At 66.2% G+C, this 25535-nt stretch carries 18 protein-coding genes and 1 pseudogene; 12 read left to right on the forward strand and 7 right to left on the reverse strand.

The genetic code is table 11. From position 1 onward, the window contains the following. Positions 1-98 (reverse strand): annotated as a pseudogene (locus PSEWESI4_RS22870) (thiamine pyrophosphate-binding protein); the annotation flags it as partial. 320 nt (positions 99-418) lie between these two features. Here PSEWESI4_RS22870 and PSEWESI4_RS22875 point away from each other — a divergent pair. From PSEWESI4_RS22875 to PSEWESI4_RS22890, 4 genes are all read left to right on the forward strand, one after another. Continuing rightward, a complete protein-coding gene (locus tag PSEWESI4_RS22875; RefSeq protein WP_187673544.1) occupies positions 419-859 on the forward strand; it encodes a GlcG/HbpS family heme-binding protein in 441 nt (146 codons plus the stop codon). Positions 860-1028: 169 nt separating this feature from the next. Beyond that, entirely contained in the window at positions 1029-2933 is a 1905-nt protein-coding gene (htpG, locus tag PSEWESI4_RS22880) for a molecular chaperone HtpG (RefSeq protein ID WP_187673545.1), read from the forward strand. A gap of 339 nt (positions 2934-3272) precedes the next feature. Beyond that, positions 3273-4058, forward strand: a complete 786-nt coding sequence (locus PSEWESI4_RS22885) for a dienelactone hydrolase family protein (protein ID WP_187673546.1) — start codon at positions 3273-3275, stop codon at positions 4056-4058. Between the two features lie 31 nt (positions 4059-4089). After that, entirely contained in the window at positions 4090-4812 is a 723-nt protein-coding gene (locus tag PSEWESI4_RS22890; protein ID WP_187673547.1) for a dienelactone hydrolase family protein, read from the forward strand. Between the two features lie 66 nt (positions 4813-4878). Here PSEWESI4_RS22890 and PSEWESI4_RS22895 read toward each other — a convergent pair whose 3' ends face one another. Both PSEWESI4_RS22895 and PSEWESI4_RS22900 read right to left on the reverse strand, forming a co-directional pair. Next, entirely contained in the window at positions 4879-5739 is an 861-nt protein-coding gene (locus PSEWESI4_RS22895; RefSeq protein WP_187673548.1) for a pirin family protein, read from the reverse strand. A 58-nt stretch (positions 5740-5797) separates the two neighbouring features. Then, complete coding sequence (locus PSEWESI4_RS22900; protein ID WP_187673549.1) at positions 5798-6652, reverse strand: substrate-binding periplasmic protein; 855 nt, start codon at positions 6650-6652, stop codon at positions 5798-5800. 124 nt (positions 6653-6776) lie between these two features. Here PSEWESI4_RS22900 and PSEWESI4_RS22905 point away from each other — a divergent pair, with 124 nt between their 5' ends. The 3 genes from PSEWESI4_RS22905 to PSEWESI4_RS22915 all read left to right on the forward strand — a co-directional run bounded on the left by PSEWESI4_RS22905 (position 6777) and on the right by PSEWESI4_RS22915 (position 10046). Beyond that, positions 6777-7823, forward strand: coding sequence for an amidohydrolase family protein (locus PSEWESI4_RS22905; protein WP_187673559.1), 1047 nt, complete (start codon positions 6777-6779; stop codon positions 7821-7823). Positions 7824-7853: 30 nt separating this feature from the next. After that, positions 7854-8318 carry a DUF3859 domain-containing protein gene (locus PSEWESI4_RS22910; protein ID WP_187673550.1) on the forward strand — a complete coding sequence of 155 codons (465 nt, stop codon included), beginning with the start codon at positions 7854-7856 and terminating at the stop codon, positions 8316-8318. Between the two features lie 297 nt (positions 8319-8615). Continuing rightward, a complete protein-coding gene (locus PSEWESI4_RS22915) occupies positions 8616-10046 on the forward strand; it encodes an aminotransferase-like domain-containing protein (RefSeq protein WP_187673551.1) in 1431 nt (476 codons plus the stop codon). A 438-nt stretch (positions 10047-10484) separates the two neighbouring features. Here PSEWESI4_RS22915 and PSEWESI4_RS22920 read toward each other — a convergent pair whose 3' ends face one another. Further along, the gene (locus PSEWESI4_RS22920) at positions 10485-11123 is read right to left on the reverse strand and encodes a TetR/AcrR family transcriptional regulator (protein ID WP_187673552.1); all 639 of its coding nucleotides are present in this window, start codon (positions 11121-11123) and stop codon (positions 10485-10487) included. Positions 11124-11322: 199 nt separating this feature from the next. Between PSEWESI4_RS22920 and moaA the strand changes: the two genes are divergently transcribed. The 5 genes from moaA (at position 11323) to PSEWESI4_RS22945 (ending at position 20285) form a co-directional block, all read left to right on the forward strand. After that, the gene (gene moaA / locus PSEWESI4_RS22925; RefSeq protein ID WP_187673553.1) at positions 11323-12318 is read left to right on the forward strand and encodes a GTP 3',8-cyclase MoaA; all 996 of its coding nucleotides are present in this window, start codon (positions 11323-11325) and stop codon (positions 12316-12318) included. Between the two features lie 158 nt (positions 12319-12476). Continuing rightward, entirely contained in the window at positions 12477-13835 is a 1359-nt protein-coding gene (locus PSEWESI4_RS22930; protein ID WP_187673554.1) for an 8-oxoguanine deaminase, read from the forward strand. A 266-nt stretch (positions 13836-14101) separates the two neighbouring features. Next, positions 14102-14917, forward strand: coding sequence for a substrate-binding periplasmic protein (locus PSEWESI4_RS22935; RefSeq protein WP_235978997.1), 816 nt, complete (start codon positions 14102-14104; stop codon positions 14915-14917). A gap of 63 nt (positions 14918-14980) precedes the next feature. Beyond that, positions 14981-15418 carry a nucleoside deaminase gene (locus tag PSEWESI4_RS22940; protein WP_187673555.1) on the forward strand — a complete coding sequence of 146 codons (438 nt, stop codon included), beginning with the start codon at positions 14981-14983 and terminating at the stop codon, positions 15416-15418. Between the two features lie 502 nt (positions 15419-15920). Then, the gene (locus PSEWESI4_RS22945; RefSeq protein WP_187673556.1) at positions 15921-20285 is read left to right on the forward strand and encodes a DEAD/DEAH box helicase; all 4365 of its coding nucleotides are present in this window, start codon (positions 15921-15923) and stop codon (positions 20283-20285) included. Positions 20286-20523: 238 nt separating this feature from the next. On the opposite strand, the gene PSEWESI4_RS22950 is transcribed toward PSEWESI4_RS22945, so the two are convergent. The 3 genes from PSEWESI4_RS22950 to PSEWESI4_RS22960 all read right to left on the reverse strand — a co-directional run bounded on the left by PSEWESI4_RS22950 (position 20524) and on the right by PSEWESI4_RS22960 (position 25200). After that, entirely contained in the window at positions 20524-21990 is a 1467-nt protein-coding gene (locus tag PSEWESI4_RS22950; RefSeq protein WP_187673557.1) for an NCS1 family nucleobase:cation symporter-1, read from the reverse strand. A 438-nt stretch (positions 21991-22428) separates the two neighbouring features. Continuing rightward, complete coding sequence (locus PSEWESI4_RS22955; RefSeq protein WP_235978998.1) at positions 22429-23283, reverse strand: outer membrane protein OmpK; 855 nt, start codon at positions 23281-23283, stop codon at positions 22429-22431. 558 nt (positions 23284-23841) lie between these two features. Continuing rightward, a complete protein-coding gene (locus PSEWESI4_RS22960; RefSeq protein ID WP_187673558.1) occupies positions 23842-25200 on the reverse strand; it encodes a nucleobase:cation symporter-2 family protein in 1359 nt (452 codons plus the stop codon). Positions 25201-25535: the final 335 nt, after the last annotated feature.

Consider the following 25535-nt stretch of genomic DNA (forward strand, 5'->3'; position numbering starts at 1 on the left):
AGCGGGTTGATCGCGGCACCGGGAATGCCGAACGCGGTGTCGATGCCCTCGCGACGCATCACCAGCACCGCGGCTTCGATTGCTCTCATTCTGGCCATTGGTTGTGCCTCTTTTGTTGTTAGATTGTATACAAAAATGTTGTGGATTGATTCTATGCAGGCCTGAATTCGGCGGTCAACAATTTTTCGGCGCTATGGCCCGGCTGGGGAAATTCTTTTGAAACGCCCGTTTGAGCGGGATCGCAGGCACTGTAAAGGCCGGTACATTTATTTATGTATACAAATTGTTTTTGGATTGTATGTATGTGTTGAATTTTTTGTTTCTGGTGGGATAGTAGGGTCAACGCGAAAGACGCCTGGGGCCGACCGGCCCGCCTGGCGCTGCGAACGGGCTTATCAACTACAAGAGGCATAAGACGATGAGTACCTTGAACCTGGAAACCGCCACCACCATCGCCCAGCGCGCCCTGGCCGTCGGCCGCGAACTGCGCGCGGCGCCGCTGACCATCGCGGTGCTGGATTCGGGCGGCCACCTGATCTCGCTGTTGCGCGAGGACGGCGCGAGCATGCTGCGGCCGCAGATCGCCATCGGCAAAGCCTGGGGCGCGGTGGCGCTGGGCAAGGGCTCGCGGCTGATCGCCGCCGACGCCCAGCAGCGCCCGGCGTTCATCGGCGCGGTGAACAACCTGGCCGACGGCAACCTGGTGCCGGCGCCGGGTGGCGTGTTGATCCGCAACGGCGCGGGCGAGGTGATCGGCGCCATCGGCATCAGCGGCGACACCTCGGACATCGACGAACAGTGCGCGATCAGCGGCGTCGAGTCGGTGGGCCTGAAGGCGGACGCCGGGGTGGCGGCGTAGCGGACCGAATGCGCCGTGCGGGCCGACCGGGAGCATCTCCCGCGTCGGTCTCCGGCGCGCCCCTCTGGCGACAACAATTCGCCAAGCCCTTGAAATCCCGGACCAAGCCCCCACCTGCATGACATTCACCGCAGCCGCGGTTCGTGCCATCCGAGTGGAGTCAGACGACATGAGTGTGGAAACTCAAAAACAGACCCTGGGCTTCCAGACCGAGGTGAAGCAACTGCTTCACCTGATGATTCATTCCCTGTATTCGAACAAGGAAATCTTCCTCCGGGAGCTGATTTCCAACGCCTCCGACGCCGCCGACAAGCTGCGTTTCGAGGCGCTGGCCAAGCCGGAGCTGCTGGAAGGCGGCGCCGAGCTGAAGATCCGCCTGTCCTTCGACAAGGAGGCCAGGACCGTCACCCTCGAAGACAACGGCATCGGTATGAGCCGCGAGGAAGTGATCGCCCACCTCGGCACCATCGCCAAGTCCGGCACCGCCGATTTCCTGAAGAACCTCACCGGCGACCAGAAGAAGGATTCCCACCTGATCGGCCAGTTCGGCGTGGGCTTCTATTCGGCCTTCATCGTCGCCGACAAGGTCGACGTGTTCAGCCGCCGCGCGGGCCTGCCGGCCAGCGAGGGCGTGCACTGGTCCTCGAAGGGCGAGGGCGAGTTCGAGGTGGCCACGGTCGAGAAGGCCGAGCGCGGTACCCGCATCGTCCTGCACCTGAAGAGCGGCGAAGAGGAGTTCGCCGACGGCTGGCGTCTGCGCAACATCGTCAAGAAGTACTCCGACCACATCGCCCTGCCCATCGAGCTGCCGAAGGAGCAGTTCGGCGAAGAGGAGAAGGACAAGCCGGCCGAGCCGGAGTGGGAGACCGTCAACCGCGCCAGCGCGCTGTGGACCCGTCCGCGTACCGAGATCAAGGACGAGGAATACCAGGAGTTCTACAAGCACGTCGCCCACGACTTCGAGAACCCGCTGAGCTGGAGCCACAACAAGGTCGAGGGCAAGCTGGAGTACACCTCGCTGCTCTACGTGCCGGGCCGCGCGCCGTTCGACCTGTACCACCGCGAGGCGCCGCGCGGCCTCAAGCTGTACGTGCAGCGCGTGTTCATCATGGACCAGGCCGACGAGTTCCTGCCCCTGTACCTGCGCTTCATCAAGGGCGTGGTCGATTCCAACGACCTGTCGCTGAACGTCTCCCGCGAGATCCTCCAGAAGGACCCGGTGATCGACTCGATGAAGTCGGCGCTGACCAAGCGCGTGCTGGACATGCTCGAGAAGCTGGCCAAGGAGCCGGAAAAATACGCCGGCTTCTGGAAGAACTTCGGCCAGGTCCTCAAGGAAGGCCCGGCGGAAGACTTCGCCAACAAGGAGAAGATCGCCGGCCTGCTGCGCTTCGCCTCGACCCACGACGAGTCCGGCGAGCAGAGCGTGGCGCTGGCCGACTACCTGGCGCGGGCGAAGGAAGGCCAGGACAAGATCTACTACCTCACCGGCGAGAGCTATTCGCAGATCAGGAACAGCCCGCACCTGGAAGTCTTCCGCAAGAAAGGCATCGAAGTGCTGCTGCTCACCGACCGTATCGACGAGTGGCTGATGAGCTACCTCACCGATTTCGACGGCAAGCAGTTCGTCGACGTCGCCCGCGGCGACCTCGACCTCGGCAAGCTGGATTCGGAAGAGGACAAGAAGGCCCAGGAAGAAGTCGCCAAGGCGAAGGAAGGGCTGGTCGAGCGCCTGAAGTCCGCGCTGGGCGACGAAGTGGCCGAGGTGCGGGTTTCCCATCGCCTGACCGACTCGCCGGCGATCCTCGCCATCGGCGAGCAGGACCTCGGCCTGCAGATGCGCCAGATCCTCGAGGCCAGCGGGCAGAAGGTGCCGGAATCCAAGCCGATCTTCGAGTTCAACCCGCAGCACCCGCTGATCGAGAAGCTAGACGCGGAGGCCGACGAGGACCGTTTCGGCGAGCTGTCGCACATCCTCTTCGACCAGGCCGCGCTGGCCGCCGGCAACAGCCTGAAGGACCCGGCCGAGTACGTGCGCCGGCTCAACAAGCTGCTGGTGGAGCTGTCGGGTTGACCCGATAACTCGACGAACCATCATCCCCGCGCACGCGGGGAACCAGAGACACCACTGTCATTGGGTTCCCGCGTGTACGGGAACGACGGTTCAGCGAGCTCCCAGGAGAAAACCCGTCGCTTCGGCGGGTTTTTTCTTGCCTGGGGCTTGGTCGATGGGTTGCCACCCATCCTACGGCTTAACCGTTACCCGCATTTCATCATCCCCGCGCACGCGGGGAGCCAGCCCTCGTAGGATGGGTGACAACCCATCAGACCGTTCTCCTGAAGCCCACCCTGCTTTCGCGGCCGTGGCATTCGTCTACCTTGTCTAGACCTTTCCTGTCCGAGGATCGCTGCCATGTACAAGACCCTGCTACCGCTGTTGTTCATGGGGGTTGCCGGTCTGGCCGAGGCCGCAACCGTGGTCAAGCCGGTGCCCTATGAGATCGATGGCGAGCCCTTCGAGGGGCTGCTGATCTACGACGATGCGGTCACCACGCCCCGGCCGGGCCTGCTGGTGGTGCCCAACTGGCTGGGCGTCAACGAGGATTCGGCGAAGAAGGCCGCGCGGGCCGCTGGCGACAAGTACGTGGTGTTCATGGCCGACATGTACGGCAAGGCGGTGCGTCCGAGCAACCCGGCCGAGGCCCAGGCCGCCGCCGGCGCGGTGCGGGCGGATCGCGCGCTGATGCGCAAGCGCGCCCAGGCGGCGGTGGATGTGCTGAAGGCGCAGGGCGGGCAGGTGGCCCTGGACGGCGACAAGCTGGGCGCCATCGGCTTTTGCTTCGGTGGCGGCACGATCCTGGAGCTGGCCCGTTCCGGGGCGCCGCTCAAGGGGTTCGTGTCCTTCCATGGCAATCTCGACACGCCGAACCCGGCCGATGCGAAGAACATCAAGGCGCCGGTGCTGGTATTGCACGGCGCGGACGATCCGGCGGTGCCGCCGGAGCAGGTCGAGGCGTTCATCGCCGAGATGAAGGCGGCCAAGACCGATTGGCAACTGGTCAGCTACGGCGGTGCGGTGCATTCCTTTACCAACCCGGTCGCCAACGTGCCGGAGCGTAACGAGTACCATCCCGTGGTGGCCAAGCGTGCCTTCGAGGCGATGAACGATCTGTTCGACGAAGTGTTCGCCGCCGAGTGAGCCACCCTCAATTGCAGATCAAGGAGATTCCATGAGTCGGGTAGTCGATCGAGCCGTGCGCTATGAAGTGGATGGCGAGTATTTCGAAGGTCGGTTGGTGTACGACGAGACGCAACGGGCGCCGCGTCCGGGCCTGTTGCTGGCGCCCAACTGGATGGGCGCCGGAGCCGGCGCCATCGAAGCCGCCCGGCTGGTGGCCGCGCGCAACTACGTGGTGTTCGTCGCCGACATCTACGGCGAGAAGGTACGGCCGCAGGGGCCGGACGAAGCCGGCGCGGCGATGATGTCGGTGAAGGGCACGCCGGCCCTGCGCCAGCGCATGCAGGCGTCGCTCGATGTCCTGAAGGCCCAGCAGGGCGTGGCGCTGGACACCAGCCGGCTGGCGGTGTTCGGCTTCTGCTTCGGCGGCCACTGCGCCCTGGAGCTGGCCCGTTCCGGGGCGCCGGTCAAGGCTGCCGTGTCGTTCCACGGCACCCTGGACACGGCGAATCCAGCCGATGCGAAGAACATCCAGGGATCGGTGCTGGTCCTCGACGGCGCTTCCGATCCGTTGGTGCCGCGAACCCAGTTGACCGACTTCGCCGCGGAAATGACCGCCGCCGGCGTGGATTGGCAGCTCACCAGCTACGGCGGCGCGGCGCATTCCTTCACCGATCCGCAGGCCAACGTGCCCGGCAAGATGCAGTACGACGCCAAGGTCGCCCGGCGCGCCTACGCGGCGATGTATGCGCTGCTCGACGAGGTGTTTTCCTGACGCGCGTTCGGGGTTCCGGTGAACGGTGCGCGCGGCGCACCCTACGATCCGTAGCCCGCCGGGGTGTCAGCGCGGCAATTCGATCCGCTCGGTCTCGCCCGGCACCTTCGGCCAGTCGCCGATGGCCCAGCGCTGGCGGGCCTGGTCGATCAGGGCCGGGTTGCTGGCGACGAAGTTCCAGTTCATCCGCCGTGGGCCGATCGGGTCCCCGCCGATCACCACCAGCCAGCAGCTCGTGCAGGCGCTGAGGGTGTAGCTCTCGCCCGGCGGCAGCACGGCCATGCCGTGCAGCGGCAGCGGTTCGTCGTCGAGCAGCGCTTCGCCATCGATCAGGTAGATCGCGCGTTCGCGGTGTTCGTCCGGGATCAGTTGGGTCGCGCCGCTTTCCATGTGCAGTTCGGCGTACAGCGTCGGCGAGCGTACCGGCACCGGCGCCTGCAGGCAGAAGCCGTGGCCGGCGATCAGGCGGATGCGCACGCCGAGGGCTTCGCTGACCGGCAGGCTGTCGGCGGGGTGGTGGCTGTAGCTGGGCTCGCCCTGTTCGTCGGCCTCCGGCAACGCCAGCCAGAGCTGCAGGCCGTGCAGCCGCGAGCCGCTGCACCGCAGTGCTTCCGGTGTGCGCTCGACGTGGGCGACGGCGTGGCCGGCGGTCATCCAACTGACGTCGCGGGGTTTCACCAGTTGGTCGGAGCCGAGGCTGTCCTTGTGCTGCAACTCGCCTTCGAACAGGTAGGTGAGGGTGGACAGGCCGATATGCGGGTGCTGGCGGATGTTCACGCCGCCGCCGGGGGCGTAGTCGGTCGGCAGCATGTGGTCGAAGAACACGAAGGGACCGACGCTGCGGCAGCGCGCCGAGGGCAGCGGGCGCAGGATCGGCTGGCCTTCGACATCCTCGGTGCGTGGCTGGATCAGGATCAGGTTGGACATGGGGCCGCTCCGGCAACAGGTTCTGGATTGAGCATAACGGCTGCCGCCGGATCATGCCTCACGGGCGATACCAGAGCTCCTGGCGTTCCAGGGGCAATGGCGGCAGCAGAGGATTGTCCAGCTCGATCACCCGGCGCTGGTCCAGGCGCAGGGTGCGCAGCGCTTCGCTGAAATACTGTTGGAACAGCCGCTCGAAGCTGCCGTCGGCGATGGCGGCTTCCAGGCCGCGGCGGATGGTCTCGGCCAGCTCCGGCCTGGTGCGCGAGGTGAAGTAGTAGAAGGCGCTGGGATAGTGCAGCACCAGGTGCTCGTCCACCGCGAGCGACACCCCCTCGCTGGCCATGCGTTGCTGCTCCTGGCGCACCAGTACCGCTTCACGGGGGAGCAGGTCGAAACGGCCGGCGGCGAGCATCCGGAACAGCCCCGGATAGCTGGAACTGACTTTCACGTCGAAGCCGTTGGCGCGCAGTATCCGGGTGTCCGGCCAGTCCCTGCGCTGGCCTATGCTGAAGCGTTGCAGGTCTTCGCGACCGTTCACCTCGGCCAGCAGCTCGGGGGTATCGTCGCGCACCAGCGGGATGCGCCAGCCGATCAGGCCCTTGTAGATCGGGATGCGCACCGGGAGCAGGCGTTCTTCGCGCTCGTGGGTGGTCATCGTCCAGATCACCTGGACCTCGCCGTCGTCGTGTTCCAGCGAGTACTGGGAGCGGCTGGGCGTCATGGGCAGGGGGGACGGTTGCAGGTCGTAGTCGCCGCCGCCTTTTTCCAGGGCCAGGCGCAGCAGATCGACTGCATAGATCCGCTGGGTTTCGCCGCGTTCGTGCAGCGGGTAGGTGAGTCGCTCGCCGGCCGTGGCGGGGAGCGTGGCAAATACAGCCAGGAGAAGAAGGGGTAGATGGCGGAGGAGAGGCATCGACTGCTCCATGTCGGGACGACAGCATACCTGTCGGGTCCGGATGGTTGAACCTCGTTCGCCGGATGCTGGTCTATCGCTGCAACCCAAGGAGGATGCCGTGCCCGTTTTCCGCTCCAGCCTCATGCTGGCCGCCTTGTTGCTGGCCTGCGCCTCCGAAGCGCGCGACTACCGTTACAGCGATTCCCACCTGCACTATGTCGACTTCTTCCAGGAAAGCGCCGGCATGGACGAACTGCTCGCCGCCATGGAGGCCAGCCGCGTCGATCACGTGATGATTTCCGGTATCCCGGTGGCCAAGAAGTGGCACGAGGACGAGCCCAAGCGGCCCCGCTACTATGCCGGCGACGACGCCTCGGCCTACTGGTACAGCGCCACCGACGTGCTCGTCGCGGCGGCGGTGAAGCAGCTTCCGGCCGAGCAGCGCCAGCGCTTCCATCCGTTCCTTTCCGGTTTCAACCCCAACGACAAGAATGCCGACGCGCATATCCGCCGCATGCTGGAGCTCGATCCCGGGCTGTGGCAGGGCATCGGCGAGGTGTTCACCCGCCACGACGACCTCACCTCGCTGACCGAGGGCGACACGCCGCGCGCCAACAACGAGGCGATGACCCGCGTCTACCACCTGGCCGCCGAGTACGACCTGCCGGTGATGCTGCACAGCAACGTCACCTCCAAGCGCGAGCGCAATCCGCTCTACCTGCACGAGATCGAGGAGCCGCTGCGCAATCATCCGCACGTGCGCTTCATCTGGGCGCACGCCGGCACCAGCATGGAAATCCATCGTCACCAGGAGCGCCTGGACTTCCTGCTGCCGATCCTGACCAGGCTGCTGGAGGACTACCCGAACCTGTACATCGACCTGTCCTGGACGATGCTGCGTCCCTACCTGCTGGACGAGCGCGGCAAGGCCGACCGGAAGTGGCTCGACCTGGTCATCAAGTATCCCGACCGCTTCATGATCGGTTCCGACCTGGTGGGGCGCTTCGACAGCCTGGGCGAACAGATCCGCGCCTTCGATCCCTTCCTCGATGCGTTGCCGGAGCCGGTGGCGCGGAAGGTCGCCCGCGACAACTTCCTGGGCGTGCTGCCGCGCAAGGTTCGGGAGGCGCGGGATGGCAGCCGGGCGGCCGCGTCATCCTGTCATAAGGCTGTCATGCCTCTGTCATAGCCTCGCGCCATCCCAACCAAGGAGCGCGAAATGCCTTACATCCGTTTGAGTGCGCTGGCCGGCCTGTTGCTGGCGGCGGGCCTGGCCCAGGCCGAAGTGCGAATCGAAGGGCCGGTCGAGCACGGCATCTTCATCAGCCAGGCCAAGGATCTGCAGCCCGGCGAACGGGTGCTGACCCGCAGTAACCAGCAGATCGAGCCGACCGGGCAGATTCCCGCCAGGCTCGGCACCAAGTTCGGCCTGCGTTTCAGCCTGAGCGGCAAGCGCGCCGACGACACCCCGCTGACCCTGCTGTACCTGACACCCGGCGTGGTCACCCCGGACGGCCAGCGCCACGACAAGTTCGAGGTGGTGCAGAAGCTGGTGGTCGGCGCGCCGCAGGACGTGATGGCCTTCGAGTTCACCGAGTCCTACGAAGTGGTGCCCGGGGAGTGGCATTTCCTGGTGTTCCAGGGTGATCGCAAGCTGGCGGAGCAGCGCTTCACGGTGCGTTGAGCGAGCGGGTAGGGTGCGCCGTGCGCTCCGATGGGGGAGCGACGCTTTGGTTTCCGGCGAAGCCCTGTGCGGGTTTCCGGTAAACGGTGCGCGCGGCGCACCCTATCTTCCTGCCCGGCAATTTGTAGGATGGGTGCAACCCATCGATTCCGGTTGTGATGGGTTGCACCCATCCTGCTAGAGCCAATTGGTATTTGCCGGCGCTGTTCTGTATCGCCGACTATCCTTCCTGCTGTACCGGTACAATTTCGATGCTTTCGAATACTGTTACGGTCCAATGACCCGGGAGAGTCAGGCATGACCAATCTGTTGCTCTATCAGCGCATCGCCCAGCAACTGGCCGAGGATATCCGGCGTGGCGTCTATCAGCCCGGCGAGCGGGTGCCTTCGGTGCGCAAGATGAGCCAGCAGTTGAACGTGAGTCATGCCACGGTGCTGCAGGCCTACGCCAACCTGGAGGACCAGGGGCTGATCCGCGCCCGGCCGCAGTCCGGCTTCTACGTGCACCAGACCCCGGCGCTGACCGCGCCGACCCCGGACATCGCCCGCGTCGAGCGGCCCGGCCTGGTCACCCGCAGCAGCATCATCAACCAGGTACTCACCGAGTCGCGCCGCGAAGGCGTCTTCCCGCTCGGCGCGGCGGTGCCGCACGTGGACTACCTGCCGGTGCGCGCGCTGCACCAGCAACTGGCCAAGGTCACCCGTTTCCACAGCCCGCGCGCCTTCAGCTACATGTTCAGCCCCGGCTTCGAGCCGCTGCGCCGCCAGGTGGCGATCCGCATGCGCGATGCCGGCGTGGTGGTCGATCCGGCCGACGTGGTGATCACCCATGGCTGCGTGGATGCCTTGCAGATGTCGCTGCGCGTCCTCACCAAGCCGGGCGACCTGATCGCCGCCGAGTCGCCGACCTATTACGGGCTGCTGCAACTGGCCGACCTGCTCGGTCTCAAGGTTATCGAGATTCCCTGCGACCCGACCACGGGGATCAGCCTGGAAGCCTTGCAACTGGCGGCCAACCAGTGGCCGATCAAGGCGCTGGTGCTCACCGCGCGGCTGTCCAATCCGCTTGGCGGCACCATCCCCGAGGATCGCCAGAAGCAGTTGCTGAGCCTGGCCAAGGATTTCGACATCCAGATCGTCGAGGACGATATCTACGGCGAACTGATGTTCGAGCCGGGTACCACCAAGGCGCTCAAGTCGCAGGATCGCGAGGGGCGGGTGGTGTACTGTTCGAGCTTTTCCAAGACCCTGTCGCCCGGCGTGCGCATAGGCTGGATCATCGCCGGCAAGTACCAGGCGGAAATCCAGCGGCTGCAGACCTTCAGTACCCATTCGGCGTGCAGCGTGACGCAGATGGCGGTGGCCGCCTACCTGGAGAATGGCGGCTACGACCGCCACCTGCGCTATACCCGCCAGGAGTGCCGCAAGAACCTCACCGCGTTCCAGTTGGCGGTGCAGCAGTACTTCCCCGAGGGTACGCAGATCACCCGGCCGAAGGGCGGTTTCATCCTCTGGGTCAGCCTGCCGGTGCGGGTCAACACCAAGGAACTGCACGTGCGGGCGTTGGACCAGGGCATCAGCATCGCGCCGGGCCTGATCTTCAGTAACACCGAGCAGTTCAACCACTGCGTGCGGCTCAACTGCGGCATCCCGTGGAATCGCGAAGCCGAGCGCGCGCTGATGACCCTCGGCATGCTTGCCGGGCAGCTTTGCCAGGAAGTTGCGTAGGTTGGGGGAGGTTGGGGGCTGTTATCGATTCCGCCCCTCACCCCAGCCCTCTCCCGAGGGGAGAGGGGGCAGTCTGCGGCGGGCTTTGTGAACAGAGTTCGTTCGTAGCCCAGGAGGGGGCGTTGATCCCGTTTTGCAGGTGATCCGTGCATCCGGGCTTCCAGGCTGTTATCGATTCCACCCCTCACCCCAGCCCTCTCCCGGAGGGAGAGGGAGCAGATCGGAGCATCGGGAAAGCACGGAGCTTGATGGCACGCACGGATGCTCCCCTCTCCCTCCGGGAGAGGGGCCGGGGGTGAGGGCCGGAGTGTCGTTGCAAGACATGGCTTGGCTGGAACCAGGACTGTTCACAGTTGATGACCCACCCTCGCGGGCTCTCTGCGAAAACGAAAAAGGCGCGATCGGATCGCGCCTTTCTTCATGTCGCCGGCCGGCAGGTCAGGCGCTCCTCACCTGTTCGCTGGCGCCCGGCTCGGCGACTTCGCAGCCCTTGAGCACCAGGCGGATGATGGTGTCGGCGGCGGCATCGTAGTCGGCGTCGTCGAGCCTGGCTTTGCCGGTGACCACGGAGATCTGCCAGTCGAAGTCGGCGTAGGTCTGGGTTGCCGCCCAGATGCTGAAGATCAGGTGGTGTGGGTCGACCGCCGCCATCAGGCCCTGGTCGACCCAGCGCTGGATGCACTGGATGTTGTGCTTGGCCTGGGCGTTGAGCTGTTCGGTCTGCTCGGCGGAAAGGTGCGGCGCGCCGTGCATGATTTCGCTGGCGAACACCTTGGAGGCATGGGGCAGTTCGCGGGAGATGCGGATCTTCGAGCGGATGTAGGCCTTGAGCACGTCGGCTGGATGGCCGTCCACATTGAACGGCGCCGAGGCGGCCAGCAGCGGTTCGATGATGCTCTCGAGCACCTCGCGGTACAGATTTTCTTTCGACTTGAAGTAGTAGTAGACGTTGGGTTTCGGCAGACCGGCCTTGGCGGCGATGTCGCTGGTCTTGGTGGCGGCGAAGCCCTTGTCGGCGAATTCCTCGCTGGCCGCGCGCAGGATCAATTCTTTGTTGCGCTCGCGAATGCTGCTCATAAAGCCCCTTCGGCTCCCTGTCTGTCGCCGCACTGGCGGCAAATGGGCGGTCGGGCATGGTAGCACCGGCTTCTCGACGCTCTCAACCGCGCTGCTGGGATGAAATCCTGTATACAAAATCATCGTCTTCTGTTTTTATTGGTCATCCGTCCATGCCGCCGGAGTCCCGATCCGGCGCGTGTTGCGGCAGAACGACAAGATGCAAGACAACGCTTTGCTCGACCCTTTTGGCCGACGCATCACCTACCTTCGCCTGTCGGTCACCGACCGCTGCGACTTTCGCTGCACCTACTGCATGAGCGAGGACATGGTCTTCGCCCCGCGGGCGCAGATCCTTTCCCTCGAAGAACTCTATGCGGTGGCCGACGCTTTCATCGGCCTCGGCGTCAAGCGCATCCGCATCACCGGCGGCGAGCCGCTGGTGCGCAAGAACCTGCTCGATCTGCTCGGTCGCCTCGGCACGCGCAGCGAGCTGGACGACCTGGCGATCACCACCAACGGTTCGCAACTGGCGCACATGGCCGGCGACCTGCGTGAGGCCGGCGTCACCCGCCTCAACATCAGCCTCGATTCGCTGCGGCGCGAGCGCTTCGCTGCCTTCACCCGCCGCGACCGGCTCGACCAGGTGCTCGACGGCATCGCCGTGGCGCGCCGCGCCGGTTTCCGCCGGATCAAGCTGAACAGCGTGGTGCAGAAGGGCCGCAACGACGACGAGGTGCAGGACCTGGTGGCCTTCGCCGTCGAGCAGGGCATCGATATCAGCTTCATCGAGGAGATGCCGCTGGGCAGCATCTCCAGCCACGAACGCAAGGTCACCCTGTGCACCAGCGACGAGGTGCGCGAGCGGGTCGCCCAGCGTTTCGACCTGCTGCCGAGCAGCCATCGCACCGGTGGGCCGTCGCGCTACTGGCAGGTGCTGGGCAGCGACACCCAGGTCGGTTTCATCTCCCCGCACAGCCGCAACTTCTGCGGCGACTGCAACCGCGTGCGCGTCACTGCCGAGGGCAAGCTGGTGCTCTGCCTCGGCCACGAGGGCGCGCTCGACCTCAAGGCGCTGATCCGCCGCCATCCCGGCGACGGCGAGCGCCTGCGCGCCGCACTGGTCGATGCGCTCAGGCTCAAGCCGGAGCGGCATTTCTTCGAAGCGGACCAGCAGGTTCAGGTGGTGCGCTTCATGAGCATGACCGGCGGCTGACGCTTTGTTCGTTGGGTCCCCGCGTTCGCGGGGATGACAGGACGAACCCCGTGCTTGCCAACGTCATCCCCGCGAACGCGGGGACCCACTGAAAAAACGCCTTTAATTCCCCGTCCGTCCACCGGTGCGCACGACGCACCCCACCAAGGAGCACACCCATGCCCAGAACGATGCTGATCAAGAACGCCGACCTGCTGGTGACCATGGACGGCCAGCGCCGCGAGATCAGGCAGGGCGGCCTGTACATCGAGGACAACCTGATCGTCCAGGTCGGCCCCAGCGCCGAGCTGCCCCGGACCGCCGACGAAGTGCTCGACCTCAAGGGCCATATCGTCATCCCCGGCCTGGTCAACACCCACCACCACATGTACCAGAGCCTGACCCGCGTGGTGCCGGCGGCGCAGGATGGCGAGCTGTTCAACTGGCTGACCAACCTCTACCCGATCTGGGCCGGGCTGACCCCGGAGATGATCGAGGTATCGACCCAGACCGCGATGGCCGAGCTGATCCTCTCCGGCTGCACCACCTCCAGCGACCACCTGTACATCTACCCCAACGGCTGCCGGCTGGACGACAGCATCCACGCCGCCAGGGAGATCGGCATGCGCTTCCATGCCGCGCGCGGCAGCATGAGCGTCGGACGCAGCCAGGGCGGCCTGCCGCCGGATTCGGTGGTGGAGAAGGAGGCGGACATCCTCAAGGAGTCGCAACGGCTGATCGAGGACTACCACGACGCGTCCCACGGTTCGATGCTGCGCATGGTGGTGGCGCCATGCTCGCCGTTCTCGGTGAGCCGCGACCTGATGCGCGAGGCGGCGGTGCTGGCGCGCCAGTACGGGGTGTCGCTGCACACCCACCTGGCGGAGAACGTCAACGACATCGCCTACAGCCGCGAGAAATTCGGCATGACCCCCGCCGAGTACGCCGAGGACCTGGGCTGGGTTGGCCACGACGTCTGGCACGCCCACTGCGTGCAACTGGACCAGCACGGCATCGACCTGTTCGCCCGCACCGGCACCGGCGTGGCGCATTGCCCGTGCTCGAACATGCGCCTGGCCTCGGGTATCGCCCCGGTGCGGCGGATGCGCGACGCCGGCGTGCCGGTCGGCCTGGGCGTAGACGGCTCGGCCTCCAACGACGGCGCGACCATGATCGGCGAGGTGCGCCAGGCGCTGCTGCTGCAACGGGTCGGTTTCGGCCCTGACGCGATGACTGCCCGCGAAGCGCTGGAGATCGCTACCCTGGGCGGCGCCAAGGTGCTCAACCGCGACGACATCGGCGCGCTGGCGCCGGGCATGGCCGCCGACTTCGTGGCCTTCGACCTCAACCAGACCGCCTTCGCCGGCGCCCTGCACGACCCGCTGGCGGCGCTGGTGTTCTGCGCGGCGACCCAGGTCTCCCACAGCGTGATCAACGGCCGCGTGGTGGTGCGCGACGGCCACCTGACTACCGTCGACCTGCCACGCGTGCTGGAGCGGCACAACCGGTTGGCGCATCGGTTGGTTGGCGGCGAGTGATCGGGGGGATTGCCGTCGTCCTCGCGAAGGCGGGGAGCCAGAGTCCGGGCTGTCGAATGGATTCCCGTGTGCGCGGGAATGACAGGGTTGAGGGATGCTCGGTGCCTCGGCCGCCGGCCCCGCGCATACGTGGGAACGTCAACGGATTATCGTGCGCGTCTCACAAAAACTGTCTTTGTGGTCAGGAATTGGCGCGAAACTTGATTATCTTCGCCGCCACGCCGCGCAGTGTTACCGCGCGGCATTCACCGATCATGGAGAGTCCCGTGAAATCCCCGTTCCGCCACTGTCTGTTCGCCTGCCTGATTCCCGTCGCCGCCCATGCCGAGACCTACGTGGTCGGCGTCGAGAAGGCCGATTTCGAGCCGTATTTCTTCATCGACGGGAAGGGCGAGTACCAGGGGTTCGCCCGCGAGCTGCTGGATGCCTTCGCCCGCGATGCCGGTATCGAACTGCGTTACCGGCCGGTCGAGCCGGCCAGCCTGCTCGGGGAACTGCTCGACGGCCGGGTCGACCTGAAATACCCCGACAGTCCCGCCTGGGCCGGGGAGGCCAAGGCGGGCAGGAGCCTGAGCTACAGCGCCGCCACCGTGGATTTCATCGACGGCGTGCTGGTCGCGCCGCTGCAGCAGGGCAAGGGTATCCAGCACCTCAAGCGGCTCGCCGTGGTCGATGGCTGGACCCCGGAGCAGTACCGCGAACCCATCGCGTCCGGTCATCTGACCCAGGTGAACACCGGCGACCTGCGCGACATGATCCGCACCACCCTGAAGCGGCAGGCCGACGGCGGCTACTACAACGTCGAGGTGGCCATCCACACCCTCAACTACCGCAGCAGCTCGACCAACGCCCTGGTGTTCGATGCCGGCCTGCCATACAGCCGTGGCAGCTATCACCTGTCGACGGTCAGGCATCCGCAGTTGATCGAGCGCTTCGACCGTTTCCTCCAGGAACACCCGCTGGAGGTCGCGATGCTGAAGAGCCGTTACCGGGTGGAAGAGAACATCAATTCCGAGTTCGTCGGCCTGGAGCAGTGGAAGGTCGACCATATCAAGCGCCAACGCGCCAAGGCCGAGCGATAGCGGCGATTGCCAAACCCCGCGCCAGCCGCTATTGGAGAAGGAACTTTCCCGAGGAGCGAGACCATGGACCCATTCATGCAGGCGGCGATCGACGAAGCGCAACGTGGGCTGGACGAGGGCGGCATCCCGATCGGCTCGGTACTGGTCCACCAGGGCCGCATCATCGGCCGTGGCCACAACCGCCGGGTGCAGCAGGGCAGCGCCACCCTGCACGGCGAGATGGATGCCCTGGAGAACGCCGGGCGGCTGCCGGCCAGCGTGTACCGCGACTCGGTGATCTACACCACGCTGTCGCCCTGCTCGATGTGCAGCGGGGCGATTCTGCTCTATGGGATTCCCAAGGTGGTGGTCGGTGAGAACCAGACCTTCATGGGCGAGGAGGAACTGCTGCGCTCGCGGGGCGTGCAGGTGGAGGTGTTGCAGGATGAGCGTTGCGTGGCGTTGATGCGGACGTTCATCGAGCGGAGTCCGGAGTTGTGGAATGAGGATATTGGGGAGTGAGTATGCTGTTGGTGGGGGCGATAGTTGGTAGGGGAGAGGTCGGTATGTACTGGACGTCGCCCCTCACCCCAGCCCTCTCCCGGAGGGAGAGGGGGCAGTACGAGGTCGGCTTTGTAGACAGAGTTCGCCTGCAGTCCAAGAGGGGGCATTGATTCCGCTTTGTGGGTGATCTGGGCATTGAAGGCTGGCTTCAGTCACCCCTCTCCCGTTTACGGGAGAGGGGCCGGGGGAGAGGGTGGTGTTCAGTGTGCACGGAGCATCCGCCCCTCTCCCCAACCCTCTCCCATGAATGGGAGAGGGGGCAGTCCGCAGTTGGCCTTGCAGTGATGTAGCCCGGATGAAATCCGGGAAGGCCGGCAGCTCCACTTCCCGGATTGCCTCCGGACTACCAGGCTTCAGTCACCCCTCTCCCATTTATGGGAGAGGGGCCGGGGGAGAGGGAAGGGCCTTTCCCTGATCAACGGCCTTGAGACCCACCCCCCGCGCCACCATAGTGGATGACATGACCCGATCCCCCGCATCCTCCGACCTCGCCGCCGCGCTGGATGGCTTCCATCCCGCCGTCGCCGCCTGGTTCAACGCCACCTTTCCCGCTCCCACCTCGGCGCAGGCCGGTGCCTGGCCGGCGATCCGGGGTGGGCGTTCGACGCTGGTTGCTGCGCCCACCGGTTCAGGCAAGACGTTGACCGCCTTCCTCGCCGCCATCGACGAACTGGTGCGCGAGGGGCTGGCCAACGGCGGGGTGCTGCCGGAGCGCTGCACGGTGGTCTACGTGTCGCCGCTCAAGGCGCTGTCCAACGACATCCACATCAACCTCGAACAACCGCTCGAAGGCATCCGCGCCGAGTTGGAGCGCCAGGGGCTGCCGGATGTCGCCATCCGCACGGCGGTGCGTACCGGCGACACCAGCCAGGGCGCGCGCGATGCGATGCGCAAGTGCCCGCCGCACATCCTGGTGACCACCCCGGAATCGCTCTACGTGCTGCTCGGTTCGGCGTCCGGGCGGGAGATGCTGGCCGGTTGCCGCAGCGTGATCGTCGACGAGATCCACGCCATCGCCGGCAGCAAGCGCGGCAGCCACCTGATGCTCAGCATCGAGCGGCTGGAGGCGCTGTGCCGGCGGCCGCTGTTGCGGATCGGCCTGTCCGCCACCCAGAAGCCGATCGACAAGGTCGCGGGTTTCATCATGGGCCGCCAGGGTGAATTGCCGCTGGCGGAGGCGGGCGACGAGGCCGTCGTCGGCAGCGCCGACTGCGTGATCGTCGACGTCGGCCACCACCGCGCCCGCGACCTGGCCATCGAGGTGCCGCCGGTGCCGCTCGAAGCGGTGATGAGCAACGAAGCCTGGGAAACCGTCTACGACCGCCTTGCCGAACTGGTTCGCGAACACCGTACCACCCTGGTGTTCGTCAACACCCGGCGGTTGGCCGAGCGCGCCAGCCGCCACCTCTCCGACCGCCTGGGCGGCGCGGCGGTTGCCGCCCACCACGGCAGCCTGGCCAAGGAGATGCGCCTGGACGCCGAGCAGCGCCTCAAGCGCGGCGAACTCAAGGTGCTGGTGGCCACCGCGTCGCTGGAGTTGGGCATCGATATCGGCGACGTCGAGCTGGTCTGCCAGATCGGCTCGCCGCGCAGCATCGCCGCTTTCCTGCAACGGGTCGGGCGTTCCGGGCACAGCGTTGGCGGCACGCCCAAGGGCCGGCTGTTCCCGCAATCGCGCGACGACCTGATCGAGTGTGCCGCCTTGCTCGACTGCGTGCGCCGCGACGAACTGGACGCGCTGGTGATTCCCCATGCGCCGCTCGACGTGCTGGCTCAGCAGATCGTCGCCGAGGTGGCCTGCCAGGAGTGGGGCGAGGATGCCCTGTTCCGCCTGCTGACCCGCGCCGCGCCCTATGTCGATCTGCCGCGCGCCACCTACGACGCCATCCTCAGGATGCTCGCCGAAGGCTTCAGCGGCCGTCGCGGCGTGCGCGCCGCCTACCTGCACCGCGACGCGGTGAACCGCCGCCTGCGCGGCCGCCGAGGCGCGAACCTGACCGCCATCACCTCCGGCGGCACCATCCCCGATGCCGGCGACTACGCCGTGCTGCTCGAGCCCCAGGGGCAGACCATCGGCATGGTCCACGAGGACTTCGCGGTGGAGAGCCTGGCCGGCGACGTGTTCCAGCTCGGCAACCAGTCCTACCGCATCCTGCGCATCGAGCCGGGCCGGGTGCGGGTGGAGGACGCCCAGGGCATGCCGCCGAACATCCCGTTCTGGATCGGCGAAGCGCCGGGGCGCACGGACGAGTTGTCGGCCGGCGTGGCGCGCTTGCGCGAGGAGGTCGAGCAGCGGCTGACGGGAGCGGACCTCGATCCCGCCATCGCCTGGCTGACCGACGAGATCGGCCTGTCCGAGCCGGCCGCGCGGCAGATCGTCGAGTACCTGGCCCGCGCCCGCGCCGCCCTCGGCGCCTTGCCGACCCAGAAGCGGCTGGTGATGGAGCGTTTCTTCGACGAGTCCGGCGGCATGCAACTGGTCATCCACTCGCCGTTCGGCAGCCGTCTCAACCGCGCCTGGGGCCTGGCGCTGCGCAAGCGCTTCTGCCGCAGCTTCAACTTCGAGCTGCAGGCCGCCGCCACCGAGGACGCGCTGATCCTCTCGCTGTCCACCAGCCACAGTTTTCCGCTCGACGAGGTATGGCGCTACCTGCATTCCAACAGCGCCGAGCACGTGCTGATCCAGGCGCTGCTCGACGCGCCGCTGTTCGGCGTGCGCTGGCGCTGGAACGCCACCACCGCGCTGGCCCTGCCGCGCTTCACCGGTGGCCGCAAGGTGGCGCCGCAGTTGCAGCGCATGCGCAGCGAGGACCTGCTGGCCACGGTGTTCCCCGACCAGGTGGCGTGCCTGGAGAACATTGTCGGCGAGCGCGAGATTCCCGATCACCCGCTGGTGGCGCAGACCCTCGACGACTGCCTGCACGAGGCGATGGACGCCGAGGGCTGGCTGGCCCTGCTGCGGCGCATGGAGGCCGGCGAGGTGGAACTGGTGGCCCGCGACCTGCCGGCGCCCTCGGCGCTGGCGGCGGAAATCCTCGGCGCGCGGCCCTACGCCTTCCTCGACGACGCGCCGTTGGAGGAACGCCGCACCCAGGCGGTGCAGAACCGGCGCTGGAGCGATCCGGAATCGGCGGACGATCTTGGCGCGCTGGATGCCGAGGCTATCGTCGCGGTGGGCGAGGAAGCCTGGCCCGAGGTGCGCGACGAAGACGAAATGCACGAGGCGCTGATGGCCCTGGCCGCCGTTACCGTCGCCGAGGCCGAGGGGAATCCCGGCTGGGCCGGCTGGCTGGCGCGACTGGCGCGCGGTCGGCGCGCCACCTGCCTGCATGTCGACGGCGCCCCGGCGCTGTGGCTGCCGGCCGAGCGGCTGAGCCAGTGGCAGGCGCTGCATCCCGGCGCGGCGATCGATCCGGGCATCGCCGCGCCGGACGGCTATGACGACGCCTGGGAGGCCGATGCGGCGGCGGTCGAAGTGGTGCGTGCGCGACTATCCGGCTTCGGTCCGCTGCCGGCCGCGCGCCTGGCCGGCGACCTGTGCCTGCCGGTCGATGCGGTTGGTTATGCGCTGCTTGCCCTGGAGCGCGAGGGCTACGTGCTGCGCGGCCGCTTCACGCCCGGCGCGGTCGCGGAGGAGTGGTGCGAGCGGCACCTGCTGGCGCGCATCCACCGCTACACGGTCAAGCGCCTGCGCCGTGAGATCGAGCCGGTGGAGCGTGCCGACTTCATGCGTTTCCTGTTCGACTGGCAGCGTGTTGCGGCGGGCGGCCAGGCGCGTGGCGTCGAGGCGCTGGCCGGGGTGCTGGCGCAACTGGAAGGTTTCCAGGCGGCGGCCGGCGCCTGGGAAAGCGAACTGCTGCCGAGCCGGGTCGCCGACTACGGCATCAACTGGCTGGACGACCTGTGCCGCGCCGGACGGTTGCTCTGGTGCCGGCTTGCGGGAAGAAACCGCGCGGCTGGCGGACCGCTGCGCAGCACGCCGATCGTGCTGCTGCCGCGCAAGGGCTTGTCGCTCTGGCGCAGTTGCCTGGGAGATGTCGCCACGCCGGAGCCTTCGCCGCGCGCCGAGCGGGTACGCCAGGCGTTGGTCGAGCACGGCGCGTTGTTCTTCGACGAGTTGATGGACGAGGCGCACCTGCTGCGCAGCGAGCTGGAGGATGCCCTTGGTGAACTGGTCGCCCTGGGCCTCGTGCATGCCGACAGCTTTGCCGGGCTGCGTTCGCTGTTGCTGCCGGCGGCCAAGCGCGGCCGCAACGACCGTCGCGCGCGAGCCGCCCTGACCAGCCTGCAGGACGCGGGGCGCTGGGCGCTGCTGCGTGCACGCGGCGAGCCGGGCGAGGGCAGGGCGGAGGCGCTGGAGCATGTCGCCCGTGTCCTGCTGCGCCGCTACGGCGTGGTCTGCTGGCGCCTGCTGGAACGCGAGGCAGACTGGCTGCCGAGCTGGCGCGAGCTGCTGCGGGTCTACCACCGCCTGGAGGCACGCGGTGAGATTCGCGGCGGGCGCTTCGTGGCCGGGCTGTCCGGCGAACAGTTCGCCCTGCCGGAAGCGGTGGCCTTGCTGCGCGAGGTACGCAGGCGTCCGCTCGACGGCAGCCTGGTCGGGCTGTCCGCCTGCGATCCGCTGAACCTGCTGGGCACCGTGCTGCCCGGCGCCAAGGTGCCGGCGTTGGCCGGCAATCGATTGTTGTTCCGCGATGGCGTGCCGGTGGCCACCCTGGTAGCCGGCAAGATTCACCTGTTGCAGGCGACGGACACCTTCACCGCCGGCGAATGGCAAGCCGCCCTGATCCGCCAACCCGGAACCACCCGGAGAGCGCTCTTGTAGGGTGCGCTGCGCGCATCGTTTACCTGGGGGCATGCGCGGCGTTCCGCCGGGAAGGATCGGTGTCGCTTCCGGATCGGTGCGCGCGGCGCACCCTACGTTGGAACCGCTTTGTAGGGTGAGCTGTGCGCACCGTTTTACCTGGGGTTATGCACGGCGTTCCGTCGGGGGAGAGTCATGGGCTGGGGTGAGGGTGCGTGCCATGTATTCAACTCTTGGGTCCAAGCAACTTACCTGGCTTTCAACCGATCACGGCAGCATTGCGAACGATGCCGCAGTGACGACGCATCAGCACATAGTGCAGCGTCGCACCGAGCACCGCGCCGAGGATCCAGCCATAGCCGGACAGCTCGTTCAGGCCGGGCGTCCATACCGAGGCGACGGAGAACACCGAGGCGATGGCGAAGGCGATCAGTGCCTTGCGGTTCCAGCCGGCATTGAAGTAGTAGGTCGAGCCGGGTTCGGCGCTGAACAGGTCCTGGAGCTTGAGCTGCTGCCGGCGCACCAGGTAGTAGTCGGCGACGATGATCCCGTAGAGCGGCGCCAGCACCGCGCCGAGGGTGTCGACGAAGGCGGCGATACCCATGTTGCTGATGAAGGACACCCACAGCGCGCCGATGAAGAAGGCGATCGCCGCGGTGATCATGCCGCCGGAGCGTGCGCTGATGTGCTTCGGCGCCAGGTTGGCGATGTCGTAGGCCGGCGGGATGAAGTTGGCCACCAGGTTGATGCTCACCGTGGCGACGAAGAAGGTCAGCGCGGCGATGATGGTCAGGGTCAGGTTGTCCACCCGGGCGACGATGTCGGTGGGGTTGGTCAGGGTTTCGCCGAAGACCACCACGGTGCCGGCGGTGATGACCAGGGCGATGATCGAGAAGAAGGTCAGGCTGACCGGCAGGCCCAGGAAGTTGCCGGCGGTCATGTGCTTCTCGCTCTTCACGAAGCGGGCGAAGTCGCCGTAGTTGATCACCACGGCGGCGAAGTAGGCGACCATGGTGCCGACCACGGCGGCGAAGGCGGCAATCGGACCGCCGGCATACTCGCCGGTGCCACGGAAGATGTTGCCCAGTTCGCTGAGTAGGCTGGGGCCGGCCTTGTACCAGATCATCGCCATCAGCGCGATCATCACCAGGTAGACCACCGGGCCGGCGAAGTTGAGGAACTTGGCCACCCAGTCGATGCCCCGGATGAACAGGGCGATCTGGAAGACGCAGACGATCAGGTAGGAGAGCCAGTCGACGCTGGTCAGGCCGAGGAATTTCTCGCCCGAACCCGGGCCGGCCAGGGCGTTGATCAGCAGTGCGACGGCGGTGGAGGCGAAGTAGGTCTGCACGCCGTACCAGAAGATCGCCACGATGCCGCGCACCACGGCGGGGAAGTTGGCGCCACGGACGCCCATGCTGGAGCGCGCCATGACCGGGAAGGGGATGCCGTACTTGACGCTCGGCTTGCCGGTCAGTTGCACCAGGCCCATGACGATGAAGCCCGACAGCACGATGCCGGCCAGCACCGCCCAGCCGTTCAGCCCGTAGGAGATGAACAGGGTGGCGGCGAGGGTGTAGCCGAACAGGCTCTGGATGTCGTTGGTCCAGACGTTGAAGATCTCGAACCAGCCCCATTTGCGCTTCTCCGGAGCGAGCGGGGCGAGATCCTCGTTATGCAACGAGGAGTCGATGTGCTTGATGTGAAAGTCTTCTGCGTTGGACATGGACAGCTCCCGGTTTTGTTCTTGGCGCCCCTGGAGGCGTGTGAGGAGGTTTGTCTGCACGTTCCATGCCGTCTTGTCGACCCTGGTGGGTACATGTGTTGTGCACGCTTGTGGCAATTTTGTTTCGGCATGGACGTTTTGAATTTGTATACATAAATTCCGTCCTTGAACATGCCCTCAATCACATTTGTCGACAAATGGTTGTACTTATTGTGTACAAAAACTTGACTTCGTGGTCAGTTAAGTGTTTGCGGGAGGTTGTCTGGCGGGGGCTTTTCGTTCCAAAGGCGCAGGTTTTCTGGATTACTCGCTTCGCTCGCCCTTCGGGCCGCCCTGAAGGGCGTTCGGTGCAGGCACCGTCCCGCGCACGCGGGGACCCAATAAACGAAAAAGGGGAACGGCGCGGACGCCATTCCCCTTCGTTCACTCCGCCGGGCGTCAGAAGTGGTACTTCACCAGCGCCTGCACGGCGGTCTGGTCGAAGCCGTCGGTGGAGCCGTCCACCGGCTTCACGCCGTACTTGTTGTGCCACATGTTGATCTCGGTGCCGACGTAGAGCTTGCGTTCCTCGCCGAACAGTTGCTTGCCGGCGTCCCACTTGATCTGGATCGACGAGCCCACCGAGGTCTGGGTGCCGGCGTCGTCGGATGGCGAGCGCCAGTCGATGAAGCCGTCGACCACGAAGTCCTGGTCGCCGATGGCGAAGGGGTAGGCGCCGGCGATGGTCAACTGGGTGGCGTAGCCGTTGCTGTCCGGGTCGGCGAAGAACACGTGCTTGTTGATCTTCACCTGGTACAGGTTGGTCTGCAGGAAGGCGAAGCCGGGTACGTCCCAGTCCAGGCCGATGCCGTACAGGTAGTTCTCGGTGCCGGGGCCGCCGTCGCCTTTCTCCAGGGTGAAGGCCGCCTTGACGTCCTTGATCGGGCCGGCGGAGAGGTCCAGGCCGGTCAGCCAGGACAGGCTCACGCGCGGCGAGAATTCCATGTAGTAGAAGGTGTTCTTCTCGTGCTGGCGGAAGGTGCCGTTGGCGAAGCTGCCGCGCGATTGCAGGTTGTCGGCGCGCATGTAGTCGAGGAAGTAGAAGATGTCGCCCCAGACCCAGCCGCTGGCGTGCTCGAAGGTGAAGGTGGTCTGCGTGCGCTGTTCTTCCTCGTTGAAGTTCAGGCGCTGGAAGTTCTCGCCGTACAGGTAGGTCAGGCTGTTGTCCTGCCAGTGCAGGATGTCGCCGGCCAGTGCCGGGACACCGAAGGCCAGCCCGCCGGCCAGCATCAGGGTGGGGAGGGAGCGGTTCATCAGTGGTGGGTCTCCAGGTCGATTTTATTATTGGAAGCAACGCTGCCCCGAGCGCTCGCCCCCGTTGCGCAAGCGGAGGAAGCCGCACGCGCAACGGAGAGGTGGTCGCTCAGGGGTAACGGATCGGGAGTGGCGCGCCGCGGGCGCCGGAGGTGTCGGAACGGTGTCCGGATGCGCGGAAGGGGAGTCCGCGCCTTGTACGTGTGCTCATCGGTCAGCCTGCCGTTTGTTGTTATTCGGTCATGGGCTTGGCGCTCGCAGGAAGTTGTCCTGCGGGTCAGGTTTTGCCGACTATAGCAAGCTGTGCACGGATGTGTGAACAGAATGTTTTTATTTTGTGCACATTGGCGTGCGTGAGGTGCGATGAACGCACCAATCGGGGGCGGGATAGGTGTGTCGTTTGCCGGGAGAGGGCGGTGCCGCTTCCGGGGCGGTGCGCACGGCGCACCCTACGGCTCGGAGCTGGGTTTTGTAGGGTGTACTGCGCGCACCGTTTACCTGGGACGAGGCACGGTGTTTCGCCGGGGGGAGGTGCGCCGGGCACGGCGCACCTGTGGCTCAGTGGCCGTGGCTGCCGCAGAGGTGCGAGCGGTTCTCGCCGATGATGTTGAACAGCAGGTTGAGGGCGATGGCCCAGATCGCGGTCATGGCGATGCCGCTGTGGGTGATCGGTTCCAGCCAGTGCGGCAGGTGGGCGAAGAAGTCCGGGCGCACCACCGGCACCATGCCCATGCCGATGCTCACGGCGACCAGCAACTGGTTGCGGCGGTCGCCGATGTCGGCTTCCTGGAGGATGCGGATGCCGCTGGCGGCGACCATGCCGAACATCGCCAGGCCGGCGCCGCCGAGTACCGCCGGCGGGATCGAGGCGACCAGGAAGGCGGCCTTCGGCAGCAGGCTGAGGGCGATCAGGAACAGCGCGGCGGCCACCGTGACGTAGCGGCTGCGCACGCCGGTCATCTGCACCAGGCCGATGTTCTGGGCGAACGAGGAGTGGGTGAAGGTGTTCAGGAAGCCGGCGATGAACGAGGCGCCGGCGTCGCACAGCAGGCCGCCGCGCAGGCGTTTCGGGGTGATCTCGGTATCGGTCAGCTTGCCCAGGGCGAGGAACATGCCGGTGGACTCGACGAAGATGATCACCACCACCAGGCACATGGCGAGCACCGGCGCGAGGTGGAATTCCGGCGGGCCGAAGTGCATCGGCGTGACCACCTCGAACCAGGGCCGTTGTTCCATGCCGCCGAGGTCGACCATGCCCACGCAGGCGGCGATCGCATAGCCCAGGCCCATGCCGATCAGCACCGAGATGTTGACCCAGAAGCCCTTCAGGAAGCGGTTGATCAGCAGGATGACGATCAGCACCAGGGACGACAGGGCGAGGAATTCCGGGGCGCCGAAGTTGGCCTCGCCCTTGCCGCCGCCGGCCCAGTTGATCGCCACCGGAAACAGGCACATGCCGATGGAGGTGATCACCGTGCCGGTCACCAGCGGCGGGAAGAAACGCACGATGCGGCTCATGAAGGGGGCGATGAGCATGCCGAAGAATCCGGCGGCGATGGTCGCGCCGAAGATGCCCTGCATGCCGACGCCGGGCATCCCGGTCATCGCCACCATGCTGCCGACGGCGGCGAAGCTGGCGCCCATCATCACCGGCATGCGGATGCCGACTGGGCCGATGCCGAGTGACTGGATGAGGGTGGCGATGCCGGCGACCAGCAGGTCGGCGTTGATCAGGAAGGCGATTTCCTCGCGGGACAGGCCGGCGGCCTGGCCGACGATCAGCGGCACGGCGACGGCGCCGCCGTACATCAGCAGGACGTGTTGGAAGCCCACCAGCAGCAATTGCAGGAGGGGCAAGCGTTGATCGACCGGCGAGACGGCTCCGGTGGTGGAGCGGCTGGCGGTTGTCTCGGTCATTGATTCACCTCGATTGTTATTGTTGTCGAAGGGGCCGGAGCCTGGGTTTCGGTTTTTGTCGTTGGGGGGAAAGGTCGTGCCTGGTTTCCTCCCTCTCCCCCGGCCCCTCGGCTTGGGCATCCTGCATCCATGCAGTCGTCTCCCATAAATGGGAGAGGGGAGCTGATCCCGATGCCCTGCGGTGGGCGACGGTAGGGTGGGCTTCAGCCCACCAGTGCTCGTTCTCCAGCGCTTAAAAAAAAGGTTCTTCGCGGACTCAGGGGAAAGAGCGAGTTGACAGTCAGGGAAATGGGTAAATTGGCAGTCGCCAAACGAACCAACCCCCACCCCCTGCT

Source organism: Zestomonas carbonaria, from assembly GCF_904061905.1.
Taxonomy (GTDB): Bacteria; Pseudomonadota; Gammaproteobacteria; order Pseudomonadales; family Pseudomonadaceae; genus Aquipseudomonas; species Aquipseudomonas carbonaria.

Bases quoted from the DNA above. Each gene is read 5' to 3' on its own strand.
- PSEWESI4_RS22875 (WP_187673544.1), top strand. From the start codon at position 419: ATGAGTACCTTGAACCTGGAAACCGCCACCACCATCGCCCAGCGCGCC.
- htpG (WP_187673545.1), top strand. From the start codon at position 1,029: ATGAGTGTGGAAACTCAAAAACAGACCCTGGGCTTCCAGACCGAGGTG.
- PSEWESI4_RS22885 (WP_187673546.1), top strand. From the start codon at position 3,273: ATGTACAAGACCCTGCTACCGCTGTTGTTCATGGGGGTTGCCGGTCTG.
- PSEWESI4_RS22890 (WP_187673547.1), top strand. From the start codon at position 4,090: ATGAGTCGGGTAGTCGATCGAGCCGTGCGCTATGAAGTGGATGGCGAG.
- PSEWESI4_RS22895 (WP_187673548.1), bottom strand. From the start codon at position 5,739: ATGTCCAACCTGATCCTGATCCAGCCACGCACCGAGGATGTCGAAGGC.
- PSEWESI4_RS22900 (WP_187673549.1), bottom strand. From the start codon at position 6,652: ATGCCTCTCCTCCGCCATCTACCCCTTCTTCTCCTGGCTGTATTTGCC.
- PSEWESI4_RS22905 (WP_187673559.1), top strand. From the start codon at position 6,777: ATGCTGGCCGCCTTGTTGCTGGCCTGCGCCTCCGAAGCGCGCGACTAC.
- PSEWESI4_RS22910 (WP_187673550.1), top strand. From the start codon at position 7,854: ATGCCTTACATCCGTTTGAGTGCGCTGGCCGGCCTGTTGCTGGCGGCG.
- PSEWESI4_RS22915 (WP_187673551.1), top strand. From the start codon at position 8,616: ATGACCAATCTGTTGCTCTATCAGCGCATCGCCCAGCAACTGGCCGAG.
- PSEWESI4_RS22920 (WP_187673552.1), bottom strand. From the start codon at position 11,123: ATGAGCAGCATTCGCGAGCGCAACAAAGAATTGATCCTGCGCGCGGCC.
- moaA (WP_187673553.1), top strand. From the start codon at position 11,323: ATGCAAGACAACGCTTTGCTCGACCCTTTTGGCCGACGCATCACCTAC.
- PSEWESI4_RS22930 (WP_187673554.1), top strand. From the start codon at position 12,477: ATGCCCAGAACGATGCTGATCAAGAACGCCGACCTGCTGGTGACCATG.
- PSEWESI4_RS22940 (WP_187673555.1), top strand. From the start codon at position 14,981: ATGGACCCATTCATGCAGGCGGCGATCGACGAAGCGCAACGTGGGCTG.
- PSEWESI4_RS22945 (WP_187673556.1), top strand. From the start codon at position 15,921: ATGACCCGATCCCCCGCATCCTCCGACCTCGCCGCCGCGCTGGATGGC.
- PSEWESI4_RS22950 (WP_187673557.1), bottom strand. From the start codon at position 21,990: ATGTCCAACGCAGAAGACTTTCACATCAAGCACATCGACTCCTCGTTG.
- PSEWESI4_RS22955 (WP_235978998.1), bottom strand. From the start codon at position 23,283: ATGAACCGCTCCCTCCCCACCCTGATGCTGGCCGGCGGGCTGGCCTTC.
- PSEWESI4_RS22960 (WP_187673558.1), bottom strand. From the start codon at position 25,200: ATGACCGAGACAACCGCCAGCCGCTCCACCACCGGAGCCGTCTCGCCG.